At 45.0% G+C, this 26,793-nt stretch carries 20 protein-coding genes and 1 pseudogene; 13 read left to right on the forward strand and 8 right to left on the reverse strand.

Going from position 1 to position 26,793, the window contains the following annotated elements; genetic code table 11:
• Positions 1-589: 589 nt before the first annotated feature.
• From EO93_RS16295 to EO93_RS16310, 4 genes are read left to right on the forward strand one after another with little or no spacing between them, the layout of a single operon-like run.
• Positions 590-784, forward strand: a complete 195-nt coding sequence (locus tag EO93_RS16295) for a DegT/DnrJ/EryC1/StrS family aminotransferase (RefSeq protein WP_048163671.1) — start codon at positions 590-592, stop codon at positions 782-784.
• The gene (locus EO93_RS16300) at positions 766-1,509 is read left to right on the forward strand and encodes a hypothetical protein (protein WP_048136169.1); all 744 of its coding nucleotides are present in this window, start codon (positions 766-768) and stop codon (positions 1,507-1,509) included. The genes EO93_RS16295 and EO93_RS16300 overlap by 19 nt, the downstream gene beginning before the upstream one ends.
• 14 nt (positions 1,510-1,523) lie before the next feature.
• Positions 1,524-3,179 carry a VWA domain-containing protein gene (locus EO93_RS16305; protein WP_048136172.1) on the forward strand — a complete coding sequence of 552 codons (1,656 nt, stop codon included), beginning with the start codon at positions 1,524-1,526 and terminating at the stop codon, positions 3,177-3,179.
• Between the two features lie 17 nt (positions 3,180-3,196).
• Positions 3,197-4,336 (forward strand): toxic anion resistance protein, encoded by a 1,140-nt coding sequence (locus EO93_RS16310; RefSeq protein ID WP_048163674.1) that lies wholly within the window; start codon positions 3,197-3,199, stop codon positions 4,334-4,336.
• Positions 4,337-4,526: 190 nt separating this feature from the next.
• Here EO93_RS16310 and EO93_RS16315 read toward each other — a convergent pair whose 3' ends face one another.
• A complete protein-coding gene (locus tag EO93_RS16315) occupies positions 4,527-5,984 on the reverse strand; it encodes a cobyric acid synthase (RefSeq protein WP_048163689.1) in 1,458 nt (485 codons plus the stop codon).
• A gap of 518 nt (positions 5,985-6,502) precedes the next feature.
• Here EO93_RS16315 and EO93_RS16320 point away from each other — a divergent pair.
• The 3 genes and pseudogenes from EO93_RS16320 to EO93_RS17100 all read left to right on the forward strand — a co-directional run.
• Positions 6,503-7,654 (forward strand): hypothetical protein, encoded by a 1,152-nt coding sequence (locus EO93_RS16320; protein ID WP_048163676.1) that lies wholly within the window; start codon positions 6,503-6,505, stop codon positions 7,652-7,654.
• A gap of 135 nt (positions 7,655-7,789) precedes the next feature.
• A complete protein-coding gene (locus EO93_RS16325) occupies positions 7,790-8,959 on the forward strand; it encodes an ABC transporter permease (protein WP_048136177.1) in 1,170 nt (389 codons plus the stop codon).
• A gap of 16 nt (positions 8,960-8,975) precedes the next feature.
• Positions 8,976-9,208 (forward strand): annotated as a pseudogene (locus EO93_RS17100) (hypothetical protein); the annotation flags it as partial.
• Positions 9,209-9,391: 183 nt separating this feature from the next.
• On the opposite strand, the gene EO93_RS16330 reads toward EO93_RS17100, so the two are convergent.
• The 3 genes from EO93_RS16330 to EO93_RS16340 form a co-directional block, all read right to left on the reverse strand.
• A complete protein-coding gene (locus tag EO93_RS16330; protein ID WP_048163678.1) occupies positions 9,392-9,604 on the reverse strand; it encodes a hypothetical protein in 213 nt (70 codons plus the stop codon).
• Between the two features lie 179 nt (positions 9,605-9,783).
• The gene (locus EO93_RS16335) at positions 9,784-10,188 is read right to left on the reverse strand and encodes a pyridoxamine 5'-phosphate oxidase family protein (protein WP_048137605.1); all 405 of its coding nucleotides are present in this window, start codon (positions 10,186-10,188) and stop codon (positions 9,784-9,786) included.
• Between the two features lie 877 nt (positions 10,189-11,065).
• Positions 11,066-13,567 carry a DNA topoisomerase gene (locus EO93_RS16340; RefSeq protein WP_048163680.1) on the reverse strand — a complete coding sequence of 834 codons (2,502 nt, stop codon included), beginning with the start codon at positions 13,565-13,567 and terminating at the stop codon, positions 11,066-11,068.
• Between the two features lie 511 nt (positions 13,568-14,078).
• Between EO93_RS16340 and thiC the strand changes: the two genes are divergently transcribed.
• On the forward strand, positions 14,079-15,365 hold the full coding sequence (thiC, locus tag EO93_RS16345) for a phosphomethylpyrimidine synthase (RefSeq protein WP_048136183.1): 1,287 nt from the start codon (positions 14,079-14,081) through the stop codon (positions 15,363-15,365).
• A gap of 840 nt (positions 15,366-16,205) precedes the next feature.
• Complete coding sequence (locus EO93_RS16350) at positions 16,206-19,832, forward strand: PGF-pre-PGF domain-containing protein (protein WP_048163681.1); 3,627 nt, start codon at positions 16,206-16,208, stop codon at positions 19,830-19,832.
• A gap of 119 nt (positions 19,833-19,951) precedes the next feature.
• Here the strand turns inward: EO93_RS16350 and EO93_RS16355 are convergent, their stop codons facing one another.
• On the reverse strand, positions 19,952-20,167 hold the full coding sequence (locus EO93_RS16355) for a hypothetical protein (RefSeq protein ID WP_156161368.1): 216 nt from the start codon (positions 20,165-20,167) through the stop codon (positions 19,952-19,954).
• Between the two features lie 130 nt (positions 20,168-20,297).
• On the opposite strand from EO93_RS16355, the gene alaXM reads away from it, so the two are divergent.
• From alaXM to EO93_RS16375, 4 genes are all read left to right on the forward strand, one after another.
• A complete protein-coding gene (gene alaXM, locus EO93_RS16360; RefSeq protein WP_048163684.1) occupies positions 20,298-21,035 on the forward strand; it encodes an alanyl-tRNA editing protein AlaXM in 738 nt (245 codons plus the stop codon).
• A gap of 324 nt (positions 21,036-21,359) precedes the next feature.
• Positions 21,360-21,947 carry a PAS domain S-box protein gene (locus tag EO93_RS16365; protein WP_048163685.1) on the forward strand — a complete coding sequence of 196 codons (588 nt, stop codon included), beginning with the start codon at positions 21,360-21,362 and terminating at the stop codon, positions 21,945-21,947.
• 54 nt (positions 21,948-22,001) lie between these two features.
• The gene (locus tag EO93_RS16370) at positions 22,002-24,332 is read left to right on the forward strand and encodes an ATP-binding protein (protein ID WP_255350244.1); all 2,331 of its coding nucleotides are present in this window, start codon (positions 22,002-22,004) and stop codon (positions 24,330-24,332) included.
• Between the two features lie 59 nt (positions 24,333-24,391).
• Complete coding sequence (locus EO93_RS16375) at positions 24,392-24,766, forward strand: PleD family two-component system response regulator (RefSeq protein ID WP_048163691.1); 375 nt, start codon at positions 24,392-24,394, stop codon at positions 24,764-24,766.
• 103 nt (positions 24,767-24,869) lie between these two features.
• Here EO93_RS16375 and EO93_RS17725 read toward each other — a convergent pair whose 3' ends face one another.
• The 3 genes from EO93_RS17725 to EO93_RS18365 form a co-directional block, all read right to left on the reverse strand.
• Positions 24,870-25,064: a hypothetical protein gene (locus EO93_RS17725; RefSeq protein WP_156161369.1), complete on the reverse strand. Its 195-nt coding sequence runs from the start codon at positions 25,062-25,064 to the stop codon at positions 24,870-24,872.
• Between the two features lie 120 nt (positions 25,065-25,184).
• Positions 25,185-26,228 (reverse strand): calcium/sodium antiporter, encoded by a 1,044-nt coding sequence (locus tag EO93_RS16385; RefSeq protein WP_048163688.1) that lies wholly within the window; start codon positions 26,226-26,228, stop codon positions 25,185-25,187.
• Between the two features lie 123 nt (positions 26,229-26,351).
• Positions 26,352-26,793 (reverse strand): hypothetical protein (locus tag EO93_RS18365; RefSeq protein ID WP_235284321.1); only part of this gene is annotated, 442 nt, incomplete at its 5' end.

The raw sequence follows: 26,793 nt of genomic DNA on the forward strand, positions 1-26,793 counted from the left end.
GTATAAACTCCGGTCAAATCATTAAATTTTTAGAATGGTTTTTCGTGATCTGAAACTCGATTGATTACTCGGAATACTGGATTCAGAGAAGCAAATTTTGAGTTTTGGGATCGGCTCTATAAAAGCCTACACTTTTTTTTGGCTTTTATTCAGCAGAAACTATAATTTGATATGTATTTTTTAAGATAAGGCAATACTAGATAAACAGTACTGTCAGTATTATTCAGTAGCGTACGCTTTTTTCGCCTTACCTATATCCCAAAAGGTTAGTGCGAGAGGTACGATTCGAACGCACAAACTCCTACAAGACCAAGCTCTGAACTCGGAGCCTTTGACTTGTCTGGGTAGTCCTTGCATCTTGACTTGCCTACTTCTTAACAATATTTTAATGTATATTGATCTTAGTCGAAAAATATACATTTGTATAATAAATTTATTGACTATTATTTTTATTTCAATTTGTAGAATACCGAAAACAGTCCATAATTCAGTTCAAACTATAGATACTATTTTATACTGTTTTTGCATATTTCTAATAATCGACTGCTAAACTAATTTGCTAACGCTTTTGATGTTCATGTAAAGCAAGTTGGACATCTGGGCGGACGAACATGCAGCTGCTGTAAACTCTGGAACTGTAGCCCTTCATATTGCACTTCTTGCACATAACATTGGAAAAGAAGCTGAAGTAATTACAAGTTCTTTCACATTTATTGCCACCGCAAACAGTATTCTTTACACAGAAAAATCTGGGGGCAAGAGTACATGGACAGAGAAAAGCTGATTAAACTATCGGGCCTGAATTTAGGCATTGCCGCCGCCAACATAATTACCTTTTCTCCAAGATTGATCGGACTAGTGTTGTTCGGGGCCAGTGCATTCGAAACAGCCCTTGGTTTCACATTCATCTTCTTAAGCGGCGCCGGGTTAATCTACGGCAATTATGAGCTTCTTACCGGACCGAAGAAAATAGTTCAAACCGATAGAATCTGGACGGTGGATGATTATATTGAAGCACTGAATATTCACAGGGGGCTCAAAACATTCGAAAAAACCGTTGACTTGCTGCTCGATCAGATTGAACGGCTGCAGAAAAAGAATAAAACTATCCGGGATGTCCTTCTGCAGATCTTCAGTGCCTCAGAGATGAGCTACAAGAAATTTGATACGGTCATCGTCGAAGTGGAGAAGATATTCTTTATGAATATCCGCAGTATCCTCAATAAATTGGATGCATTCGATGAAAAAGACTACAATTCTGTTAGAAAGAACTACGAAGAAGGGGCCATTCCGCAGCAACTTTATGAAGAAAAGTTTAAAGTCGGTAATGAGTATATTAATTTTGTGAAAGCTGCCACTGAAGATAATGAGCAGATCTTGCTAAAGCTTGATAAGTTGTTGCTGGAGATCTCAGGCTTAAACAGCGTAGAGAGTGGCCAACTGGAGCAAATGGCCGGCATGATCGAGATAGACAATCTGATCAAACAGGCAAAATATTATAAGAATTGAATAGGGGCATCTTCATGCTGAACGAAAGCAACAATAAAGTAATTTTGAAGATAATCGGAGCAGCAGTTGTAGTATTTATCTTAGTTTATCTGGCGATTACTATAATCGGACCCGGTGAGGGATCACTGGATAGCGTCATTAAAGACATTAATGTGAATACAGTCCAGCATCCTATGGGCCATGTTGTCGTTTCCCCCGATCTGGATGGCTCCTTGACTGAAAACTTGCCTGAAATCTCCAAATACCAGCCGCAGGTTAATAACAGCACACCCACCTACATCGAAATATTTTCCTCAACGGAAAAAGCTGGCAGCGGTGCTGATGGCTGGCTGACAGAAGTGGCCAGAGACTTCAATAGCGCGGCAATAACAATTGACGGCAAACAGGTGTCGGTAAGGCTCAGAGGAATTCCCTCCGGGGAAGCCGCCGATTATATTACTTCCGGGAAGTATTTGCCGGATGCCTATACGCCGTCCAATGAGCTCTGGGGTGAGATGATCATCTCCAAAGGGGTTAAAGCCGAGTTAGTTCAAGAAAGACTTGCCGGCAATGTGGCCGGGATCCTGCTCACTAAATCCAAGAAAGACGAACTGGTAACCAAACACGAGGCAATCAATACCAAGACGATTACCGATGCTGTCGCGAACAAGGAACTGGCGATGGGCTACACCAATCCTTTTGCCAGTTCAACCGGGCTGAACTTCCTGATCTCAACTTTATACACCTTTGACAGCAGCAACTTATTGAGTGATAAAGCAAAAACAGGATTTGAGAGCTTCCAGGCCAATATTCCCGTGGTCGCCTATACTACTCTGCAAATGAGGGAATCTGCCAAATCAGGTGTTCTGGACGGTTTTGTCCTGGAATACCAGACCTATGTGAATACACCGGATATCGGGTACTACGAATTTACTCCCTTTGGGTTCAGACATGACAGCCCGATGTATGCGATCGGCGAACTATCGGCAGAGAAAAGGAAAATCCTGAACGAATTCGTTGAATTCTCCCAGCAGGAAAAGTACCAGACCCTGGCTACAGAGTATGGTTTTAATGGCTTTAATGAATACCAGTCCGAAACCGGACCCGTCAGCGGTGATGTGATCATCCAGGCCCAAAAACTCTGGAAAGAAAAGAAAAAACCTATTTGCGCAGTATTTGTGGCTGATGTCTCCGGCAGCATGATGGGCGATCCGCTGAACAATTTGAAAGATTCATTGCTCAAAGGTCAATACTACATCGGCGAGGACAATATGGTTGGCCTGGTATCATATTCCAGCGATGTTAATATCGATCTGCCTATTGCCAGATTCGATCTGAACCAGAGAGCCTCGTTTGTAGGAGCGGTTAATGATTTGCAGGCTGTCGGCGGCACGGCAACCTTCGATGGGATTGCTGTTGCCATGAAGATGATCCAGGACCAGCGGGCCGTAGATCCCAATCTGAGACCGGTTATCTTCGTTCTCAGTGACGGCGAGACCAATGAAGGCCATTCGCTGAACGACGTTGAAGACATCGTGGAGGATCTTGGAATTCCCATATACACAATTGGCTATAATGCGAATCTTCCGGCCCTGCAGGCTATCTCCAGCATCAATGAGGCTGCCAGCATTAATGCCGATACCGATGACGTTGTTTATAAGCTGGGCAATCTGTTCAATGCTGAAATGTAAATACAGGAGGGTCTAAGATGGCTTTTACTATGGAAGTTCCCGATGAAGCGGCGATCAAGATTGAAGTAGATGAGCAAGTCAAACCGGTATCGGAGGAAGTAGCCCAGCTTCAGGCTGCAGCGGAGAGAAATGTTGCGGAAATTCTGACCCTGGATATCGATGAATTTGCCAAAAAGAAGTATATTCTCCAGTCGATCGAGTCTTTTGGGGCCGCCTCGATGAAAAGCTCGGCAGATAAAAATTCTTTGCTGCAGGTGACAGTCGGGAATATGTCCAGAGACGGCGATGAAGGCGGTGTTGTGGCAAAAGGGTTAATGGCTTTGAACCGGGAATTAAAAGACCTGGACCCCAGCCTGATTGATTTTACCAGGACCGGCATCTTAGGCAAGCTGTTCAACCCCATCAGGGACTATTTTGACAGATACCAGAAAGCAGATTCGGTGATTGCGGATATCATTGTCTCCCTGGACAAAGGGAAAACAATTCTGAAAAACGATAATACTACTCTGGAGATCGAACAGCAGGTATTGCGCAATTTGACTAAAAAGTTGATGAAAGAGGTCCAGCTCGGTACCCTGATGGACGAATTGATTGAAACGCAGATCGAAGTGGCCAGAGCCAGGAACGAAGATCCGGAAAACGTTAAATTTGTCACTGAAGAAGTCCTATTTCCGCTGCGGCAGAGGATTATGGATATGCAGCAGATGATCGTTGTCAATCAGCAGGGCGTAATGGCGACAGAGCTTGTGATCAGAAATAATAAGGAACTGATGCGCGGGGTAGAAAGAGCCAAAAATGTGACTATTTCCGCTTTGAAGACCTCAGTGATGGTTGCCGGCGCCCTCTATAACCAGAAGATTGTCCTGAAGAAGATCCAAATGCTAAATGAGACCACGAATAGTATCATCAGCAGCACCTCGCAAATGCTGAAGGAACAGGGGGCGGAAATCCAGGAACAATCAATGGAAACCAATATCTCTGTCGAGACGCTGAAGACTGCCTTTGCCGATGTCATGGAAGCGCTGGATTCCATCAGCACCTATAAGCAGGAAGCTCTGCCCAAAATGCGGGATACTATCAATCAGTTCAAGGAATTGGCCGCCAAAAGCGAAGAACAGATTAAGCAGCTGGAGAAGGGCCATAAACTGGAGCTGTAACTGAAGAGAGCCGATGCCTGCAGGCTGCTCAGGCCGAAACCGGAACTCGCTCAACACCTATTTTGAAACGTACCTCAACTCCAGCCTTTTTCAGGTAGAATTGCTGTAAAGGCTTCAGGTACTGCGGGTAAGCAGCACCTGTTTGAGCGTGTTTCCGGTACTTTATTTCTCTTTGCGGGGGAGGGGATTTTCAGACCCCTGAAATCTCATAGAACTTTTCCATGTCAATGTTTTGCTCAAATACACTTGCGAGTTCGTCATAAGCGTCTTTTTCGCTTACGATCTCTTCAGGCGTGTACTCAAGCCCCTTTTTCTCGCAGAGATATTGAACAAGGGCATTTCTGATGTTCCCGTTATCAAAGAGGCCGTGAAGATATGTGCCGATCACCAGGCCTTCTTCATCAATGGCTCCGTCGTCTCCGAAAACGGTGCGGGCTGAATCCGTAACTCCCATGTGGATCTCGTAACCTTTTATCTCTTCACCGTCAATGGGGTTCAGGATAGGGCCGTGGCCGTTAACTTTCTTTGTTACCTGGACTGTCCTCTTTTCATAGGCTCCGAATCTGGTCCCTATATCCAGGAGGCCGAGGCCTTCAAACTCGGCTTCGACTCCGTTTTCCACTCCTGAGTCAAAGATGGTCCTGCCAAGCATCTGGTAACCGCCGCAGATCCCGAAGATTGGGATTTTTCCTTTGAAGGCCTGGATTTTTTTGTCCATGCCGCTTGCCCTGAGGTCGAGAAGGTCATTGACCGTGTTCTTCGTGCCGGGGATCATGATCGCATCAGGGGTTCCGAGTTCTTCGTCAATGTCTACGTAACGGACTTTTACGAGTCCCTCAAGGGGTTCGAAGTCCGTAAAATTAGAGATCCTGGGCAGGCGGATAACTGCGATTTCAATTTCGTTTTCTGTCTTTGAACCTTCTTTATCCCCGAGTGAGACCGAATCTTCTGAGGGGATGCGGAGCTTGAAATGGGGAAGGACTCCGAGCACCGGGATTCCGGTTTTTTCCTCAAGCTGCTTAAGTCCGGGCCTCAGGATTTCAGGGTCTCCCCTGAACTTATTGATTATTAACCCTTTGACGTTCTTCTTTACATCTTCGGGCAGAAGGGCAACCGTGCCGTAAAGGCTTGCAAACACGCCTCCCCTTTCAATATCTCCCACAAGGATTATGGGAGCCTGAGTGAGCCTGGCAGTACCTATATTTACGATATCCCTTTCATAGAGGTTGATCTCTGCAGCCCCTCCGGCTCCTTCCATAACAATGATGTCGTGTTCTTTCCAGAGCCTTTCGAGAGCCCCTTTAAGGACTGCATGCATCTCCTCAATGGAATCGTAATACTCGCCTGCACTCTTGTCAGCATAGGGTTCGCCCAGCAGGATTACCTGGGAAACACGGTCCCCTTTTGGCTTCAGGAGGACAGGGTTCATGTCCGCAGTGGGTTCTACACCTGCGGCTTTTGCCTGGATTGCCTGTGCAATCCCGATTTCCTTTCCGTCTTTTGTGATCCAGGAATTCAGGCTCATGTTCTGGGCCTTGAAGGGGGCAACCCTGTAGCTTCTGGACAGGATCCTGCATATGGCAGTCACAACTGAACTTTTACCAACATGAGATGCGGTTCCCAGGATTAAGAGGCTTTTCTTCTCCATTTTTACCATACCTTCTGGTCGAACACGTGTTTTTTATATAATTCAGGTGGAACTAAAAATATCATTAAAACCGACAGTGAGATTTTTGTTCCCAAAGCGATAAATCAAGTAAACTTGCTTAAATTAAATAATTGTCATCTTATACTTCAACTAAAGAATAAATACTTTCGGATTCGCTGCAGGTTTTGTTTATTTAGTTCAAAAAATTATTTATTTCTCAAATTTTTTATCTGCTCAACCATCTTTCCTTTAATCTTTATTTTGTGACCCCTATTAACCGGTTGATTATCCCTAAATTTCTGGCTCCTGGTTTTTTTCTCTGTTATTTCAGGCTTCTTATTTTTTCTCTGTTATTTCAGGCTTCTTATTTTTTCTCTGTTATTTCAGGCTTCTGTTTTTCTCTGTTTCTACTTGCGGGCTGGAGAGAATAATATGTTAATCCATATGTTTATCCGGCTGCATTTCTTTTAAATAAGATCAGAACAATCTTTTTGTTATTGAATCGGGGAAAAGAGACCATGAAAGCCGTGCTTTTCTTTCTTGTTTTATTTCTTATTTCGGTCCTCCCGGCCTCTGCAGCAGATGCCTCTCAGGTCGATGGAACAGGTTCAGCCCGCATAGCCGAACTCTACAGCGACCTCGAGTCCTTTGATGTAACTCTCTACTCAAGCCAGCCGGAGGAGAACCTGACCCTTGAGGTCTCTCTGCTCAGGCCGGAAAGGGGGAATGAAGAGGTCATTGCTGAACAGGCATTTTCAACTGGCAGTTTTCCTGCGAATACGATGGTCGTGAAAGTTGGCTTCTGGGAGATCAGGAATGCCGAACGCGGGGCTTACACCCTAAAGGCAAGGCTTCTGGAACAGGGGAAGGTGCTTTCAGAATCGGAATCTAGTTTTGTTTACGGCAGCAACTCCGCTTCCAGACTTCAGGTCGATGACCTTGTCCCCAACTCCGAAGGGATCACTGTTGCGCTTTCCCCCAACCAGGCTTCACTTTTTGATCTCGAATACATGCTTATAGATGGGCACGATGTCATTTACAGTACAAAAACTGAAAAGGCATCCCTGACAAGTTTCCCGGAAGCTTTTTCCGCATCCTGGGGTACCCTCCTCGAAAACAATAAAGAATATACGGGAAGGGTGAAGGTCCGGGTTTATTCCCCCAGTAGAGGTTTTATTGCATCAACAGAGAATTTCACTGCCAGAGACGATGCAGAGATTACTGATATCTATCAAGATGAGACCGGAGCAAGTGCAACTGTTTTAGGGCGTTCCCAGGTGCCTTTTGAAGGAAGCCTGGTTTTTTCCGTATATGAACTGCAGGGAACCTCAGGATCTGGCAGTTCCGTGTTTGTTGAATCCGTCCGGGAAAGAGTCCCCGTACTGCTGAATGGTGATGATGAGACCGTTGAGGTTGCCTGGAAAGAAAGGCTCACGAAAGGGGTCTACAGGCTTGAGATCGAACTTTTCGGCAACAATGGAGATGTTATCGAACGCAGGGAAACCATTATTGAGTCCGATCTTTCCCCCTCAAATGCAAGTGAGGTAAGCCCCGGCACAGGGAACGAAACCCCGGGAGAAAACGGTGGAAACGGCATCCCTGGTTTTTCGGTTGCTGCCGGAGTTGCAGGGCTTGCCATGATTTTTGCCCTTTTCAAAAAGCTGCATTAAAACCCGTTTGTGTAAAAGCACAGATGTACCACAGATGTACCAATCAGGAAAAAATCCTGAACAACATCCGAATAAAGCTCAAAACAGCTCAAAAAGCTCAAAACAGCTAAAAAAGCCAAAAAAGCCGTGAATCCCATGCGCTATGAACTCTTTATTGCCCTAAGGCAGATCCGGGCAAGAAAATTCCAGACTCTCCTTTCGGTAGGCGCAATAGCTCTTGCTGTGATGGTACTCACGGTTTCCCAGGCTCTCATGGTTGGTTTTACAGGGGAGCTTTACGACACTACCGTAAACAAACTCCCTCAAGTCTCGGTCTCTCCGCAGGAAGGTGAAGATCACATCTATCTCTACAGGAATCTCATGGAGGAGATCAGTTCAATCGAAGGAGTTACTGCAGTTTCTCCTTTCCTTACGGGGCAGGCTTCTTTCCGGTTCAAGGACAATTCCCTCAATGCTGAGCTTAAAGGGGTGGTCCCTTTAAAGGAAAATGAAATCAGCTTGATTGAAGAAGATATTGTTGAAGGCAGTTTCCGGGAACTCGAGTTCTCAAGAAATACAGTGGTTATCGGCTCAAGGCTGGCAGATAAACTTGAAGTTAATCTGGGCGATTCCGTAGATGTATCTTTTCCGAATGCAAATCCTCTTTCTCTTAGAATTGTGGGGATTTTTCATACCGGCTCCCCTCTGGATGAGTCTCTGACCTATACTTCCCTGGATACTGCCCAGCAATTCTATGATGTCCCGGATGTGGTTAATGGTATTTCAGTCCGGCTCAGGGATTTTAATACGGATCGGGAAATCGCAGCCGAGATCGGGAAAACCGGTTATAAGGCAAAAGGCTGGACCGAGACTAATCCTGCAATCCTCCGTACCATTGCTATCGAAAGCACTTCAAACAATGTTATATACGGTCTTATTATTGTCATAGCCTCTTTTGGCGTGGTCAGTACCCTGAACCTTTCGGTTATCGGTGCAACGGGCCAGATAGGCATGCTCCGCGCTATGGGTGCCCCGGTCTCAAGCATCCAGAAGATCTTCATTCTCCAGAGCGGGATTCTCGGCCTGCTGGGCGCTCTTGTAGGTACTTTTGCAGGAGTCCTTATAGCCCTTGCAATAGGCGGATATGAAATCCCGGCAGCTTCTTCAGATGTCTACGGGGGTATTACCTTTATTCCGATTGTTGTCCGCGCTCAGGACATCGTGTTAATTATTGCCGCCGTTTTCCTGCTGAACCTGATTACCGGAATTTATCCTGCGCGACAGGCGGCGAAGCTGGACCCTGTAAAAGCAATAAGCACAAGGTGAAAAAAACACAAGGTGAAAATTCTGGAGGTTATGTTGGAGCACAATATTTGCAGAGAATGCATCAGATTTGTTGACAGTAATTCTTCATAGCTGCGGAATTCAAAGAACTTTTGAAACTATAATGAGTGTTATATGAAAAATGAGCGGATATGAAAAATGAGCGGATATGAAAGTCAAGCATTGGATCTGCATGTAAACAGAGAAAAGTTTAGAGATGAATGGGGTTGGATAATACCAGAAGTGGTTTGAATAAAAAATGAAAGTTGTTTGAATAAGAAATGAAAGGATTTGATCCAAAAAAAGAGTGCGAGGGGAAGGAAATAAATCCTTAAACGATGACCAATGAAGAAATAATAAGTAATTTACAGCCTTTCCTCAACTCATTCTTCCATTATTCCTTTGCCTGATCTTTTCTGGTAAGATCTTCTGCATTTACTTCTTTTTTGAATTTTCAGGAAGTTTTTTGTCAGGAGTAACTCCGTAATATTTCGTCCTTGCAGCTCCCCAGATACAGCCGTTTTTCCCGAATATCTTCAGTTCGAGGTTCTGGATAGATTTGCAGACACTGTTACCTGATCTTGCTCCTTTGCAGACAATACAGATTTTTTCACAAAAAACAGGGGGATTCCCCTTATTTTCAACCATTTCCTCGCCCCCGATTATTCAAGTTCTTCAGATATTGCACCAGTACTTCTCATAATGCCTCAGCAGGAAACCCTTAAATCTTTAGATTTAGCGGGTAGTTGACTAATGTACTTATTTGACCGGGTGCCTATATGAAGAGTATTTTGATCGAACCATTTTATTTCAGGTATATTTTCTTTTCACAGAAGTTTCTTTCCAGCTGCAGGACCGGGAGCACACTGGAAGACGTCGCTGATCCTGACTTCTATGAGGGTTTTTGCAGGAAGACCTGGCTTTGCAGCATTCACGATTGCTTTCATCTTATCGAATTTTTCGCCTGAACTGATAATTGCAGCTTCTCCTTTTATCTGGAAGCAGCCGCCTGTTTCCGGTCCCCATACATAGATTGCGACATTTGGGTTTTCTTCCAGGTTTGCCAGGGATTTAACCATGAAGTTGTCTGCAATCCAGATGGTCTCATCATCTACAAGCTGGCAGAAACCTATAGGAACTACGTTAGGAACTCCCTCTTTTGAAGCTGTGGCAACAGGAAAGATCTTTACTTTTGAAAAGGCAGTTTTCATATCTTCATTTAACTTTACCATAATATTTCACCATCAGGATGATTTGCAGTACAAATTTATATATTTAAGCGTTAGAATTCTGTACCTGAGGAGTTATTTGTGTATTTTAATGACCTGTTAGGGCAAAAACCTGTCTAACAGGCTGTCTCAAAACCATACCTGATCGTACATTTGGGTAAGAAATCTCGGAATACTTATCTTCTTTAAAAATATATATTACATAAAAACTATATTATTTAAACAAATTAATTTAGGTGTTTCACCAGGTTCAAAAGGTACGATCAAAAGCAGCAATTTTTACTTCCCTTAAACTTAAGCCTTTTTACCTCCATTTGGCAGGTAGACCTTAGATTTCGAGACCTTTTAATGATGGCGTTTTTCATACATTATGCGAATATGTATCTGGTTTAAATCTGGTTAACATATGCCCCAAATCTCACGACATATATGATCAAAATAGCAAATAAATTATTTTTCATAGTTTAATTTTCATAAATATTCATAAACATGGATTTTTTTAAAAAAAGTCTCCATATAAAAAATTAACCTGCAAAGCAAAACAGCCTTTAGGTTATGATAACATGTCTTTTGAGTACTACTAAATATTTTATTTTCAGACTAACAGATGGCTGAATATTTTTCAAACAGAGAAAAAAAATTAAATATTGTGATGACATTTGTAAATACATGGAAACAGAATTCAGGAATAATTTACTATCAGCTATTGGATGGTTTATTATCTGGCTTGTTGTCAGGGCGTATTTGAAGATTTAAGTTATATAACTTCTCATATCGAACAAAAGAAGAAGACACGGGAAGGGTGTGCCATTTTTTCTTTATTTCGTGTTCTCCAGGCCTTCCATGGTTCCGTGGTTTTTGTCTCTTCTTTACCGGGCCTTCACCTGTCATCTTTCTTGCGGCCTGCAGCAGGAGGTAGTTTTGAAACTCCACCGGGTGCCGGCCTTTCCGTAGTTCTTGCTGTACTTCTTGCAGTACTTCCTGCTTCCTGCCTTGATGCCGAATCCCCGGAAGCCTTTGCCTGACCCCTGGACTCATTTCTGGGGCCTGTTTTTTTCCAGTATTTTATGCCTTCCGTGCAGCGCCGGTTTACGCAGAAATCTTCTTCCGGGCTTTCACCTTCTTCTTTTAACCTGAACAGTTTCCAGCCGCAGGTCTGACAGGTTTTATCAAGCAGGGTAAGTTTTCCGGTCTTCGGGACCGAATGCGTGTACCCGCAGCGCTTCGTACAGCCCAGGAAACGGCTGTCTTTAAAGGAGATCAGGAACATGCTCCCGTCACATTGAGGGCAGGGGCCCACTGTTTCAGGTGGGTAGCATTCCTTTTCAAGGTCGCATTTAAAGCAGGGCCCTATGCCAACAGCCCAGTTGTATTTGTTTCCTACCTTCAGGACGGCTGCTCCTTCCTTTTTGCACTCTTTGCTCCTGAGTACTGTGAATGCTCCCGTTTTCGGCAGAGGGAACGAGTTTCTGCAGTCAGGATAACCTGTGCAGCCTACAAAACGCCCCGTGTCCGTCTGCACAATCTTGAGCACGTGCCCGCAAGCCTTACAGGTCCCTATGTAATTTTTCTTGTCTTCAAGGGCGGCTTCGTCCTTGATCGTGCCTGCAATGCTTGAAGTCAGCTCCTTTTTGTTTGCTTCAAGCTGGGCATACATCTCTTTTATCAGGGTTGTGCCTTCATCGAGAGCAGCTTCGAACTCTTTTTTTCCGTCTTCTACTTCCTGGATCAGGGCTTCGATCTTTGAGCGGATGTCTGGCCTGACGAGGATCGGCACAGTCAGGGAGAGCCCTTCCATCAGGGTAAAGCCTGTATCAAGGATCGAGACCGTCTTTCCTTTTGTCTCGAAATACCCTCGCTTCTTGTTTGTTTCTATATGGGACGGAGCTGTTGCTTTTGTTCCTATCCCGTGCTTGTCCATAAGGGTAAGGAGTTCGGCTTCGGTCAGCTTCTTCGGGGGGCTGGTTTTGGACTTTGTGTTGCTCAGCTTTTTTATGTCTACTTTCTCTTTTTCCTCTACAAACGGGAGAAGCTTATCTTTTTTATTTTCAAAAGGATAAACTTCGAGCCAGCCTGCATCTTTAAGCACTGTCCCTGAGGAGTCGAAAGGTTCTTCCTGCACGTGCAGGTGAAGGTGAGTCTTTTCAAAAACAGCTGCAGGCATCAGGTTTGCCAGGAAATGCCTTGCGATAAGGTCATAGACCTCTACCGCCTGCGGGATGTTTACTGCAGCACTGATTTCTCTCCTTGCAGCCGCCCGGATGGGGTGAATAGGAGGGTGGTCATGTGCGTCCTTTTCCCCGTTTTTCGGCACTATCGGGGCAGCGAGGATTGACTCGGCAAAGGGCTTATACTCGTTCTGCCTTGCAAAATCAAAGACCAGAGACTTAAAATCAAAGTCATCTGCGTATTTGTTGGTCTCTGTCCTCGGATAACTTGTAAACCCTGCAAGGTAGAGCTGTTCTGCTACTTCAAGGGCAGCTTCCGGGCTGATTCCCAGGAACTTTGAAGCCCGTTTCAGATACTCTGTGGTGTTAAGCGGGTTTGGAGGGCTGGTCTTTGTTTCCTTTACCGTCTTCTTTACGACAAGGCCTTCTTTTGCCCCCTTTAACCTTTTGAAGATCTCAACTGCCTTTTCTTTGTCGTGGATGTTTCCTGCCCTGTGGGTACCCTCAAATTCCCCTCCTTTTGCAGCGAAAATTGCAGTAATCTTCCAGAAGTCCTTTGTCTCAAAAGCCCGGATGGTCTTTTCCCGCTCATAAACAAAACCGCAGGTAGGCGTCTGGCACGGCCCTATTGAAAGGATGTCTTTTGTCCTTGCTTTTTCCCTGACCGAAAGCGTGACAAAACGTGTAAAAGCTGCCCCCATCTTCAGGTCAAGGATCTGGCGGGCTTCCGCAGCCATTGCCATGTTGTAGTCAGGGTCTACAGGGTTTTCAAAAGCTTTCTTGACTTCTTTTGGGGAAAGAGCCGAAAAACGTGCCCTTGAGACCGGTACGTTTGTAACCTCCTCTGAAAGGGTCTTGGCCTCAAACCCTATGTTTTCCCCTTCCCTGTCGTAGTCGCATGCAAGGATAATTTTGTCTGCCCTTTTTGCCAGGTTTTTCACTGCGGCTGCATACTCTGCCCTGGTCACGAACTTTTCAGGGTAAACTCCAAGGAGTACACCGGGGTCAACCTCATTCCATTTGTTATATTTTTCAGGAAAATCATAGTTCATGATATGCCCGGATAAACCCATCACGAACCATTCTTCCCCTTTCCACTTGAACTCGTAAGCAGGCAGCCCTTCCACTGAGATTTTATCTACTTCCCCCTCGCCCAGGATACTGGCAATCTGGGCCGCTGCCTTATTCTTTTCTGCAAATGCGACAACTGTCATGATGAAAAACCTGAACTCCTGTGATACGGATAAAAGATGAAATGCGGAAAGATCTTCGGGTTTCTTTCTTACAGAGTTTGCTTATAAGTACTTCTGTAAAACCTCAACTCTTTATAATACAATTCCTGCAGGCAGTTTTCTTTGCTTTTTGCGGCAAACATGTAATATACAAGCAATGTGCACGTAATATACACATCACATATGTAATGTGCATGTAATGTACAGATCAAAACACAATATGTACATTAGATATCCGTGATTAGATATCCATGTAATGTACCCGCACATGATTTATATATTTCGCCATTTATAGATTATTGGTGGCTTTCCGCAGAATGAAAAGTTATATATCAGTATACCGTTTGTTCTACTTTGCAACCCCGGGCCATAGAGATTAATCGTTATAGTCACAGAGATTAATCGGTGTAGTTAATTATTATAGCTGGGTCGTTTTGTACAACTGATATATTCTTATACTTACCCCCATTCCCCCTCATCATACGGAGTAACAATGACGCTGATGGAAGACGCTAAAAAGGGAATCGTCACCCCCTCAATAGAAGCCGTGGCAAAAGCCGAAGGAATCGACCCCGAAACTGTCCGCTCCTGCGTGGCAAAAGGGCTGATAGCCATCCCCAAAAATAACAGGCGAGAAACCCTCCCTGTCGGGATTGGCAAATACATGAGCACAAAAATCAATGCCAACATAGGCACATCAAGGGACTGCATCGACATCGATGCCGAAATCGAGAAAGCAATAGCTGCAGAAGCCTTCGGGGCTCATGCAGTAATGGACCTCTCCACAGGCGGGGACCTGAATGAGATCCGTACCCGTATCCTTAAAGCCGTAAACATCCCCGTAGGGACCGTCCCGATCTACCAGGCTGCAGCTTCCCAGAAAGTTGTCGTGGAAATGACTTCTGACGACATGTTCAACGCTGTCAGAAAGCATGCAGAACAGGGTGTGGACTTTGTAACCGTGCATGCCGGGGTCAACTTAAACTCCCTCGAACGCCTGCGCCAGAGCGACCGGATCATGAACGTGGTCAGCCGCGGAGGTTCTTTTACCCTTGCCTGGATGCTCCACAATGGGGAAGACAACCCCTTCTTTGCCGAATTTGACTATCTCCTTGAAATCGCAAAAGAGTACGACATGACCCTGAGCCTTGGAGACGGCATGCGCCCGGGCTGTATTGCCGATGCTTCCGACCGCCCAAAGTTTATGGAGTTCATCACCCTCGGAGAGCTCGTAAAGCGGGCCCGTGCAGTCGATGTCCAGACCTTTGTGGAAGGCCCGGGCCATGTCCCCTTAAACGAGATTGAACTCAGCGTAAGGGGCATGAAAGAGCTCTGCGACGGAGCCCCCCTCTACCTCCTCGGCCCTCTGGTTACCGATATCGCTCCTGGCTTTGACCACATCACCGGGGCAATCGGGGGCGCAGTTGCCGGGATGTACGGCACGGACTTCCTCTGCATGGTAACTCCTTCCGAACACCTCGCCCTTCCCTCCCTTGAAGATATTAAAGAGGGTCTGCTCGTAACAAAGATTGCAGCCCACACTATCGACCTCCTGAAAGAAGGCCCAAGGGAACGCGCCTGGGAGCAGGACACAGCCATGGCCTATGCCCGCAGAGACCTTGACTGGGAAAAGCAGTTCGAACTTGCAATCGACGGTGACCGTGCCCGCAAAATCCGGGACGCCCGAAAGACGGAAAGCGACGCCTGTTCCATGTGCGGCGAACTCTGTGCCGTTAAGATTGTAAAGGAAGCCTTCGAGGAAAAGAAGGCCGAAGAGTGAAGACGGAAGAGTGAATTCTTTCATTTCTTTTTTCTTCCAATTCTTTTTCTCCTTTCAATCCCTTTTCTTCTTTCAATTTCTTTTCTTCTTCTCAAAAGGATTGGCGGTTCTTTATCAGTTGGCGGGTATTATTCAGAGCATCCGGGTATGAAATCTTCATTTTTTCTTCTGCGTCCTGAGGGGCTGAAGCCCTCCTCCCGGTGTAATAAAAAATAACAGGTGAATTCATGCTGGTATCAAGAGAGCCCAATTACTCAAGAGAAATGCCAGCCTGGCCCGAAAAATACTTTCCCATACCCTGAAAACCGTTATTTAATCCACAGGCACATATAAGAGCCTCCGCCAGCTTTTCTGGCAGGCTGTCTAAACAAACCGAAATAAACAGAAAAACAGAGAGTTCTCGGTTTATCGGGTCATTTTTACATGTTAGTTTCTTACAGGTGTCATCAGTTGTTTTTACTTTTCGGCCTATCTTTTTGGTCTTTTCTTTCTCTTCTTTTCTTTGTTCAAAAGACCACTTTCCTTCGTCAAGCGTGGCAAACCAGATAATAGTGGACGACTTAACAGTTTACCTTAACAGTTTATCTTATCAGTTTATCTTATGAATTTATAACTTATCAGCTCGTTAATTTTATTCTGGGAGCACTATTTCGTGGGGACGGCGTGCTTTTTCAGAGAGTTGCCAGTTACCTGTGTTTTTTGTATAACTATTGGGAGCTTTTCGGGTATTTAATAATTGACGCGCTGGTTATTATGAGCAAAGTGTTGTTGCGTTTATTTTTTAGTGTCTTTCTGGTTTCTGTTTTTCTGTCAGGAGCTCTGATTTCCTGTTTTTCAGACATGCAGAGGGCTTCTGCAGTTGAATTCACCCTGGTTGAAAACAACAGTGAAAACAGCAGTATTTTCACGGACAAGGGATGGCAGGCTGTTTCTTCCAGAGATACTTTAAACCCTGCACAGAAGAAGCTCTCAAGTGACCTGCTGCAGTTGAGTGATGAGCGCTATCTGTCCGGAGAAGAATCTTCTGAGACTCTGAGAGCTCGTATGGTTAAGCTGGGACAGTTGAGTCAGGCTGATCCTGTTTCGAGAAGGGGGGTTCTTTCAGGAGAAAACCCGGAGAATACTGAGAATCCTGCAGGTTCGGGGGAAAATGCCAGCGAATCTTCTTCTTATCCGGATGAAAAAGTTTATGTTTACGTTTCTCTGGAGTTTTTTGCAAACAGCAGCATACTTGACGGGTACTGCGAGGTTACGGACAGGGATGAAGAAAATCATATTGCAGTAGCATGGGTCCCGCTTGAATCTCTTGAGAAGCTGGCTGCTCTTTCTGAGGTAAGGAATATTCAAACTGTCCTGCCCCCTTTTATCAGGCAGGGGAGCACGGTTTCGGAAGGGGACTCAATTCTTAACTCTTCCAGCCTCAGGGAACTCTACGGCGTAAATGGGACCGGAATAAAAATCGGAATCATATCTGACGGCGTGGAAAGCCTTGAGGATGCGCAGGCCACGGACGATCTTTCTTCCGATGTGCATGTTCTGAGCAATAAGATCGGAGGAAATGAAGGCACGAATATGCTTGAAATTGTCCATGATATCGCGCCCGGGGCAGAACTGTATTTCCACGACTGCGGAAACAGCAGGCTCGAATTCAATGGAGCGGTCGATGCCCTTGTTAACGAAGGATGTATTGTAATCTGTGACGATATAGGCTGGCTTTCCGAACCTTTCTTTGAAGATGGGATAGTGGCAGACCATGTAAAAGAGGTTGTAAAAGAGCATGATCTCCTTTACGTAAGCTCTGCAGGAAATTCCGGAGACAGCCATTACCAGGGGTCTTTCTATGACAACGGGAGTGGCTGGCATGATTTCAGCAGTGGGCAGGGAAAGGTAGAGAACCTGCAGCTCGAAATCCAGTCCTCAGGAGAGGTATGGGTTTTTCTCCAGTGGGATGACAGGTGGAAACATTCGGGAAATAACTATGACCTTTTCCTTAAAGACAGGAATACTTTAGAGACCATAGCGTCCAGTGAAGTTTATCAGGACGGGGACAATCTGCCCCTTGAATATATAATGTATACCAATAGTGGAAAAAACACCCTTAACGCTTCTATCGAGGTCCGAAAAACTTCCGGGGAAGCCAGAGAACTCGAGCTCTACATTTACTACTGGCCTGGGGTAATGCTCAGGTCTGCAAACATCGTTGCCGAAGATTCTATTTTCGGGCACCCGGCACTGCCTGAAGTAATAACTGTAGGGGCAGTTGGTACAGGGGAATCCGGTGATTATTATATAGAGTCCTTCTCTTCCGTTGGCCCGGTTACGCTCTCCTATCCTTCTCCGGAAATTCGCCCTAAAACAGACCTCTCAGGGATTGATGGCGTAAGTGTCACAGGTGCAGGCGGGATTTCAGAGCAGTTTTATGGCACAAGCGCCTCTTCTCCTCACGTTGCAGCCATTGCAGGGCTGGTCTGGAGCGCGTCTCCGGAAAAGTCAGCTATGGATATAAGGCGGCTGCTTTACACCTCATCAACCGACCTCGGTGAGCCCGGATATGATCCTGTTTTCGGACACGGGCTTGTAGACGCCCTCAGGATGCATGAACAGGCATCAGCCGATCCTTCCACTTTTACTGTGAAAACAGACGGTAGCGGGGATTTTTCCTCAATTTCGGATGCCATAAACAGCAGCAGGCCCGGAGATTCTATTCTTGTGTATCCGGGAACGTACAGGGAAAACGTGGATGTGCCCTGGGCTCTTAATATAAGCTCTGCTTCCGGAAAGCCTGAGGATACTGTTCTGGAAGCTAAAAACTCAGCGAAGCCTGCCTTTCATGTGACTGCAAATTCTGCAAAGATAAGCGGGTTTGGGATAAACGGCTCTGGCAGGGCTGGCGTATATCTCGAAAGTGCAGCTGCCTGTATGCTTGCGAATAATAAGGTGTCAGGCTGCAGTCCGGGAGTCCTGCTGGAAGAGTCCTTTAACAACACTCTTACAGGAAATAACATCTCAAACAATGCGGAAGGGCTCAGGTTAACAGACTCTTTCCTGAACGTGATCCTTGAAAACGAGTTTGGTAACAGTATTAATATCAATGAAAGTTCTGCAGGAGAAAAAGGGCTTTCAAACACCTGGAACACGGTTGAAGAGGTACGCTATCTTTATAATGGCGGGGTTTATGAAAGTCGATTTGGAAACTTTTACTCTGATTATGAGGGGCCGGACGCAGACGGTAGCGGGATAGGTGACATCCCTTATGGCAGTGATTCTTCTCCCCTTATTGCCAGATTGGCAGCATATTCCACGGGTTTTGAGGTAGGGAGTACAGCTCCTGCCCAGGATACTGTTTCAATTGAGGAGGAAACCCTGGAATTCGCAATTAGGTCTACGAGAAACTGCACTTTCAGCTGGTTGCTAAACGGAGTCCTGCTGCAGACAAACGAATTTGTTTCTTCTGCCGTTCTTTCCATAAATACTGGCGAACTTACAGGCAGCATAACAGAGAGCAACATTTCTACCCCTCTCCCGGCTGAATACAATCTGACAGTTATTGCGGCAAACGGCTCTTCAACCCTGCAGCACAGCTGGAACCTGACAACCTCTCCTGTAGAAGAAGGGACAGGCACGCAGGAGAACACAAATGAAGATAATGTGACTAGGGGCAGCATTTCAGGAGGAGGAAACGAAAAGAGTGCAGTAGACGGTGGAAGCGGTGGAAGCGGAGGGAGCGGAGGGAGCGGAGGAAGCGGTGCAGGTAGTGCAGGCGGTTCCCCTGAGCCCTCAAGTAATGTCGAAAGCAAGGAACTGGCGCAGAATATCGTTGCCAGTGGAAGCCATATTCGGTTCGGTTTTTCCAGAAACGCAACACCTGTGACAGCCGTGGAATTTGATGCCAGGAAAAACGCCGGAAAAGTTACAGTCACCGTGGAAATGCTAAAAAACCTGTCAGTTCTGGTTTCAGGCCTGCCGGAAGGCGAGGTTTACAGACACTTCAATATCTGGGCTGGCAACAGTGGGTTTGCATCTCCGGAAAATATTGAGAACCTAACAGTCAGCTTCAGGGTAGAAAAAGATTGGCTTTCCGAAAATGGAATTGTCCCAGATTCAGTTTCTCTCTACAGGTACTCTGCCACAAACTGGACAGAACTTTCTTCCGGGATTACCGGAGAAGATGAGTCATTCTTCTATTTTGAATCCGAAACTCCGGGTTTTGCATCTTTTGCAGTTGCTGGCCAGAAGCAGAGTGGGTCTTTACAGTTTCCTTCTCATGCCGGCATGCAGAATAACTCGCCTGAAACAGGCCCGGACGGTGCTCTGGAAATCTGGATCACGCGTGAAAATCCAGAAAACTCCACAGAAGAAGGCAACGAAGAAGAGGGCAACGAAGATAACCGGAATATTCCATCCCCTGGTTTTGTAACATGTCTCGTCCTTTTGCTCGCAGGCACACTATGGATTAAAAAACAGTGAAGTGCAGATCGAAAAAGCCCGAAAGTGAAAACAACTGATGACGCCTATAAGAAACTCACAGGTAGAAATGACCGGGAAGTCCGATAAGAGATCAACAAAAAAACAGCAAGAAAAGCAACCTAAAAACCTTTAAAGATGCCAAAGAAAGATAAATCAATTTTTATCTGAATAATATTCTTTTTCCAGTCTCTTTTTGTCCTTTTCGATCTGAAAAACATTCTTTTTTCAGTTTCGTTTTGCCCTTTTTCTTCGGTCTTCTTTTTTATAGGGCCGCCAGACAAGCTGGCGGAGGCGCTTATATTTAATGTGGATTTTAATGAGGTTCCCGTGGTCAAGGGGAGCATTTCTCGGGCTGGGGAGGCATTAACCGATGAATTCAGAGATTCTTTAACGCAATATTTGGAAACTCTTTTAAAGGAATATCCATTTACCTGATAATATATTTTTAAGAAGAGAGGATTGCAAATGACAGAAGTGCTTTACTTCCTTAACTGTTACCTGAGAGAATTTGAAGCAACCGTTGAAAAAGTAACGGATGATAAGTATGTTGTTCTTGACCGCACGGCTTTCTATCCCGAGAGCGGAGGCCAGCCCAGTGATGCCGGAAAGCTTGTCCGTGAGTCCGACGGTGTCGAGTTTGAGGTTGTTTATGTCGGCAAGTTCAATGGGGATATAAGCCATGAAATCGCCCCGGCAGGAGAAAACGCAGCTTCAGGCCTGAAAGTCGGGGACAGCGTAAAAGGGGTCATTGACTGGGACAGGCGCTATCAGCACATGCGGATGCATACGGCAACCCATGTAATAGCCAATGTGATCGAAAAAGAAGCCGGAGCCCAGATCACCGGGAACCAGCTCGGGCTTGACCAGAGCCGGGTGGATTTCAGCCTTGAAGCCTTTGACAGGGACAAATTCGCCGAATACGAAAAAATAGCAAACGAAGTGATCGCCCAGAATCACCCTGTCAATTTCTACCTGGTCAGCCGCGAAGAAGCCGAAGAAAAACTCTCAAGGCTTACCACGCTTGCCAAAGGTTTCTCCGAAGAGATCACCGAAGTCCGCCTTGTAGAAATCGAAGGTGTGACGATTGAAGCCTGCGGCGGGACGCACCTGAAAAACACAGGAGAGATAAAGGGAATAAAGATCGAAAAACTTCAGAACAAGGGGAAGAGCAACAGGAGAATGTATTTTACGCTAGTGGACTGAATAGGGATATTTCTTCAATTCAGTCCAAATTTTCTTTTTTCAGGATTTTCGAAGAACATTCGCCCGCATCTCTTAGATATCAAGTATCTCTCAGATATCAAGTATCTCTCAGATATCAAGTATTATCTCTCAGATATCAAGTATGATACTATTCGATCTTGAGCCTGATTACAACTCCTAATGAGGAACTATAATAATATTTAGTCAATTTTATATATAAGAACTATTCAATTTATACTTCGTAGATCTTTTCTTACTATAACTTGTATAATCCTGTACTGTAAAAATGGTTATGCTATTTTGAGAACATGGTGACATTAAACTATGAGTGGTATCAGGAATATCACTGAAGAGGAAAGGGAAGAAGAATTTATTGCAGCTCAGGAAGAGGTGCATTTGCAGGAAAAACTTAAACTGCTTAGCTGGGCAGTCGAATCCTCAAATATTGTCCTCATTACTACGGATTTTGCAGGGAACCTGAAATATGTGAATCCTGTGGTGCCCAAAATATGGGGATACGAAGCTGAAGAAATTCTGGGGCATCCTGCTTCTCGATTCTGGAACTCTCCATCAGAAGTAATGAAGGCCGGAGATGAATGCAGGACCAGAGGTGAATGGGAGGGTGAACTGGTTGCCAGAAGAAAAAACGGGATACTGTTCGATGCCCACGTATCTTTAAATATATTAAGAGATGGTGATGGAAAAGTCCTCGGGCTTGTAGGCTCGCTTTTTGACATCACTGAGAGCAAGCGGGCAGAGAATGAATTGAAAAAAAGAACTGAAGAGCTTTCGCTGGCAAAACAGCGGCTCGATATGGCACTCGAAGCTGCAGGGATGGGGACCTGGGAATGGGACTTTCTCAAGAATAGAATAACATGGGACGACACCCTCTTTCGTCTGGCGGGCATATAGAAGGAAGAATTTCTCCAGACTCATGAAAATTTACTTGAACTTTCTAATAGAGCTCTGCCTCCCGAAGATAATATCCGGGTGCTGAATATATTTCGGGAAGTTGTGGAAGGAAAGACCGACAACTATGATTTTGAACATGATTTACTCCATCCTGATGGGACCATACGTCATTTTCTGGTTAAAGGGAAAGCTCAGCGGAGCCCTGAGGGTAAACTTTTACATTTGATCGGGACGGCAATGGATGCCACGAAAAAGAAAATTGCTGAAGACGCCCTGAGGAGAAGTGAATCAAATCTCGCCAGAGCCCAGGCAATGGCTCATCTGGGCAGTTACTCCCTTGACATCCGGACGGGGGAAGTTTGCTGGTCAGAGGGACTTAAAGCTATATGGGGCTATGAACCCGATCAAAAGCTTTCATTAAAAATGGCTACTTCCCGGATTCATCCTGAAGACAGGAAACGCATTTGTGAAGCATTGCAAACTGCAGTAAAGGAGAAACATCAATTCAATTCTGAGTACCGGATTGTAAGGCCTGATGGTTCGGTTCGCTACGTCCATGACCAGGGAGAAATCAGCCTTGACGAGAAGGGAATCCCGATCAGGATGTTCGGGACAACTCAGGACATTTCGGAAAGAAAACTCCTGGAAGAACAGCTTCTTAACGCAAAAGAAGCAGCAGAAACTGCAAACCGGGCAAAAGGGGATTTCCTTGCCAATATGAGTCATGAAATACGTACTCCTATGAACGCAGTTCTGGGAATGCTTGACCTGCTGCTGGAAACCAGCCTTAAGGATGAGCAGAGGGAATACCTCCAGCTTGCCCACTTCTCGGCAGAATCTCTCCTTTCTATAATCGACAACGTGCTTGATTTCTCAAAAATTGAAAAAAATAAAATCGAGCTTGAAAAGATCAGTTTCGATCTTGAAAGCCTCATATCCCATATCATTAACTTACTTTTTGGAAAAGCAAACTCAAGCGGACTAAAACTGGCTTTTCATATTGAAGAGAGCCTCCCGTCCACCTTCATAGGGGACCCGGTTCGCCTCAAACAGGTTCTGTTTAACCTTCTCGGCAATGCAATAAAGTTCACTAAAGAGGGAGAAGTTGCTCTTTCAGTTGAGGCATACATGCCATCGGATAGGGAATATGATGGGCTGTCGAACCCTTATTTAGAAGAAGAGATGACACTCCTTTTCAAGGTCAGAGATACTGGAATTGGAATCCCTCCTGAAAACCTTTCCAGAATATTCGATTCCTTCACACAAGCTGACGCTTCTGTCACAAGGGAATACGGTGGGACCGGCCTCGGGCTTGCAATATCTTCTCAACTTGTCGAGCTTATGGGCGGCAGGTTATGGGTGGAGAGCAAGGTCAGGAAAGGAAGCACTTTTTATTTCACTGTCAGGGTAATAAAACAGACAGGCAAAGAAAGCCAGGAGCAGGAAAAAAGATCTCCGGAAGAAAACCCATTACCATGCCCGGAAGATACAGAAAATTATGGAAAAGGAATATTCGGAAAAAGCCTGAATATTCTTCTTGCCGAGGATCACCCGATAAATCAAAAATTAATTGTGAGTCTTCTTGAGAAAAAGGGGCATAACCTTACCCTTGTTACTAACGGAAAAGATGCGCTTGATGCCCTCTCCAGAAGAGATTTTGACGCTGTGATGATGGACGTCCAGATGCCGGGCATGGATGGGCTGGAAGCTACTCGAAGGATAAGGGACCCTTCTTCCGGAGTGAGATGGCATGAAATTCCGATAATAGCTTTTACTGCCCGGGCTCTGAAAGAAGATAATGAAAAATGTATTGAAGCAGGTATGAACTATTATATTTCAAAGCCCCTGAAAAAAGAAAAACTCTTCATGGTACTGGAAGACATCAGGTCCGGAAAAATTACTCCTGAAAGAGTATCTTCAGATACAAAATACGAATCCTCTTATTCGGGCAGGACAAAGGAATCTACTGGGATGGAGAAAATATCCCCTTACACAGGGACAACAACCACGGAAAGTATAGGTTTTGATTTTCCGGAAGACCTGGTTTTTGACCTGAAAGAAATGCTTGAAAGGACAGAGGGTGACGAGACACTCTTAATGGAAATGGTTATAATTTTCCTTGAGACGTCGCCGGAGTTGCTGGACTCCATAAATAAAGCTATAAGAAAAGGAGAGGCTGAAGAACTCAGTCAAAGTGCACACATTTTAAAAAGTGCAGCAGGAAGCATAGGGGCAAACAGGGTCTTCAGGGCTGCTTATTACCTTGAGCAGATAGGGCGAAAAAACCGAATGGATTTAGCCTCAAAGAAATTTGAAGAAATAAAATTCCGGCTTGAAGAACTTGAACCGGTCCTTATCAGGTATCTTGAAAGCCAGGCCTGTTAGTTCGGCTGGCATTTTCCAGTTTTGCTTTTAGTTTCCGGCTTTCAACGGGAGGCAAGCTTGTGAAAGTTCTGATTGCTGAAGATGAACCGATTTCCAATTTGTGGCTTAAAAATATGTTGACCAGATATGGTTATGAAGTCATTTCCACGCGCAATGGATGCGAAGCCTGGGAGGTTTTGAAAGGATGCGACCCTCCAGGAGTTGTAATTCTCGACTGGGAGATGCCAAAAATGAAAGGCATAGAGGTCTGCGAAAAAATAAGGAAAGATCCCCGGATAAGCAGCACGTATATAATCCTTATAACCGGCAGAGACCTGAATGAGGACATTGAGATCGGTTTTAAGGCAGGTGCTGATGATTGCCTCAAGAAGCCTTTTGATAACCAGAAACTAAAAGCAAAACTGGAAAATGCCAGGAGAACTCTGGGACTCTAATTTATATCTGTAATTACACTTTTTCATAATTACTCTGAATCTAAAGATGGAAAAGCCCCTGATAAAATTCAGGTCCGGGTTTCCCTTCAAGCCCGGAAGTAGTCTATTGCTTCCAGAGGCTTCTCAAACGTCCAGCCGAAAAGTTCGGCGTAAAACTTCTTTGCCCGCTAAGGGTCATCTGCCGGGACATTAAAAGCGGGGATGCAGTCGTAGGAGATTTGATCTTTTCTTCCATCCCTTCCGAAAAACCATCACTTCCTTTCTGGGCAGATGATCCGGCTGAGGCCAGAAGGAGCATCAAAAAACTGATTGATAGTGCACCCGGGAAGATTTATATTGCTCACGGAAAACCATTTAGTTCTGCGGAAGTAAAAGAGAGTTTTTCGAGCCTTTTTTGAAGGCTCAAAACCGTAAAAACTCAGATGTAGAATAAAACTACAAGGAAAGCTGCATAAAATGCCATCATTGCTACTCCTTCCCATCTTTTTATTTCCCAGCCCGTGCTGATAAACACCAGAAGGATCAGGCTTATGACTATCATGACAGGAGTCGTAAAGAAGAGGCTTATTTCTGCAACGGCTATGGGGTACAGAAGCCCGGAAAGCCCGAGGATCAGGAATACGTTTGTGATGTTAGAACCTATGATGTTACCAAGGGCTATGCTTCCGTAACCCTTCCTTGCTGCAGATACCGTTACCACAAGTTCCGGGAGGGAAGTCCCGACAGCGACCAGAGTCGTGCCTATGATAGTGTCCGGAACCCCTAAGAGTTCTGCAAAGAAGATAGACTCTTCCACAAAATACTTCGCCCCGATTACAATTGCTGCACAGCTTAACACGAGGGTAAAGATATCTTTTGCAAAGCCTCCCTCTATCCGGCCATTTCCGTTTCCATTTTCGGAGTCTGAGCTCTTGTTATTGTTTGTACCATTGAGCTTTTTCATTGCACTGTTTATATATTTGAATTTGACAAAATACTTCAGAAACTCTTTGAAATAGGGTTTTCCTCCGTATATTTCTCCTTCCTCAAACAGGAAAAATACATAAGCGATATACAGCAGTACAAAGATACCTGATTCGATTATTGACAATTCTCCATTGAGGGCAAAAACAAAGAAGAGCACCGCTGAAAAGAGCATGATATACCCATCTCTTTTGAGCATCTCAACTTCGGTTTTCATCGGGGAAAGAAATGCAGCAAGCCCAACAATTAACCCTATGTTAACAATGTTTGAGCCTACAACGTTTCCTATTACAATACCACTTGCCTGCTGGATAGATGCGACTATGGAAGAAGCAAGTTCAGGGATTGATGTCCCAACTGCCACCAGAGTCAGCCCTATCACAAACTCAGAAACGCCAAGCTTTTTTGCAATCGTCGAGGCTGCCTTTACAAAATAGTCTGAACCCTTGACCAGAAAGACCAGGCCAAGTAAAAGAATGAGGAAATTCATTGTGATCATAAAATCACATCTAATATGTTTTTCGTCTGTTTGATCATTATCGGTTCAAGCTTTAATCTGAATAACTTTTATTAAAAGCTTTCAGTAAAAAGAGAATTAAGAGGGAGCTATTCAGGCGGCTATTCAGGCAGCCTTTTGAAGACTACACAATAAGATTACACAAAGATAGAACACAAGTCCGGCAGGGTTGGGAAGGCAGCGACAGTACTTTAAGGCAGCAAACCGCGGGAAGCCGGTCTGCGTAATCAGAAGCCACGGGCAAATAATTAAGCCGAAAGGGCTAATGTAATACCAGGGGATGGGACAAATGGTTTCACAAACCGAAGAAAAGAAACCTTCAATAAAAGTCATAAAAAACGGTCCGTATCTTGTCAGGGATCTGAAGAACTTCAGAGACGAAAAGAACTGAGCATGCAGAAGGCAGATAAATTTAGAGGGGAAAAACGCCCGAAAAGCCAAATCCTTCCCTTCTTTTTGAAATCCTTCCCGGGGAAACGGGAAAGGTTCATCGGAAGCAGCCACATATTTTGTGGTTAATAAATAAAAATGAAAATGAAAATAAAAA

This window comes from Methanosarcina sp. 1.H.A.2.2 (genome assembly GCF_000979975.1).
Taxonomy (GTDB): Archaea; Halobacteriota; Methanosarcinia; order Methanosarcinales; family Methanosarcinaceae; genus Methanosarcina.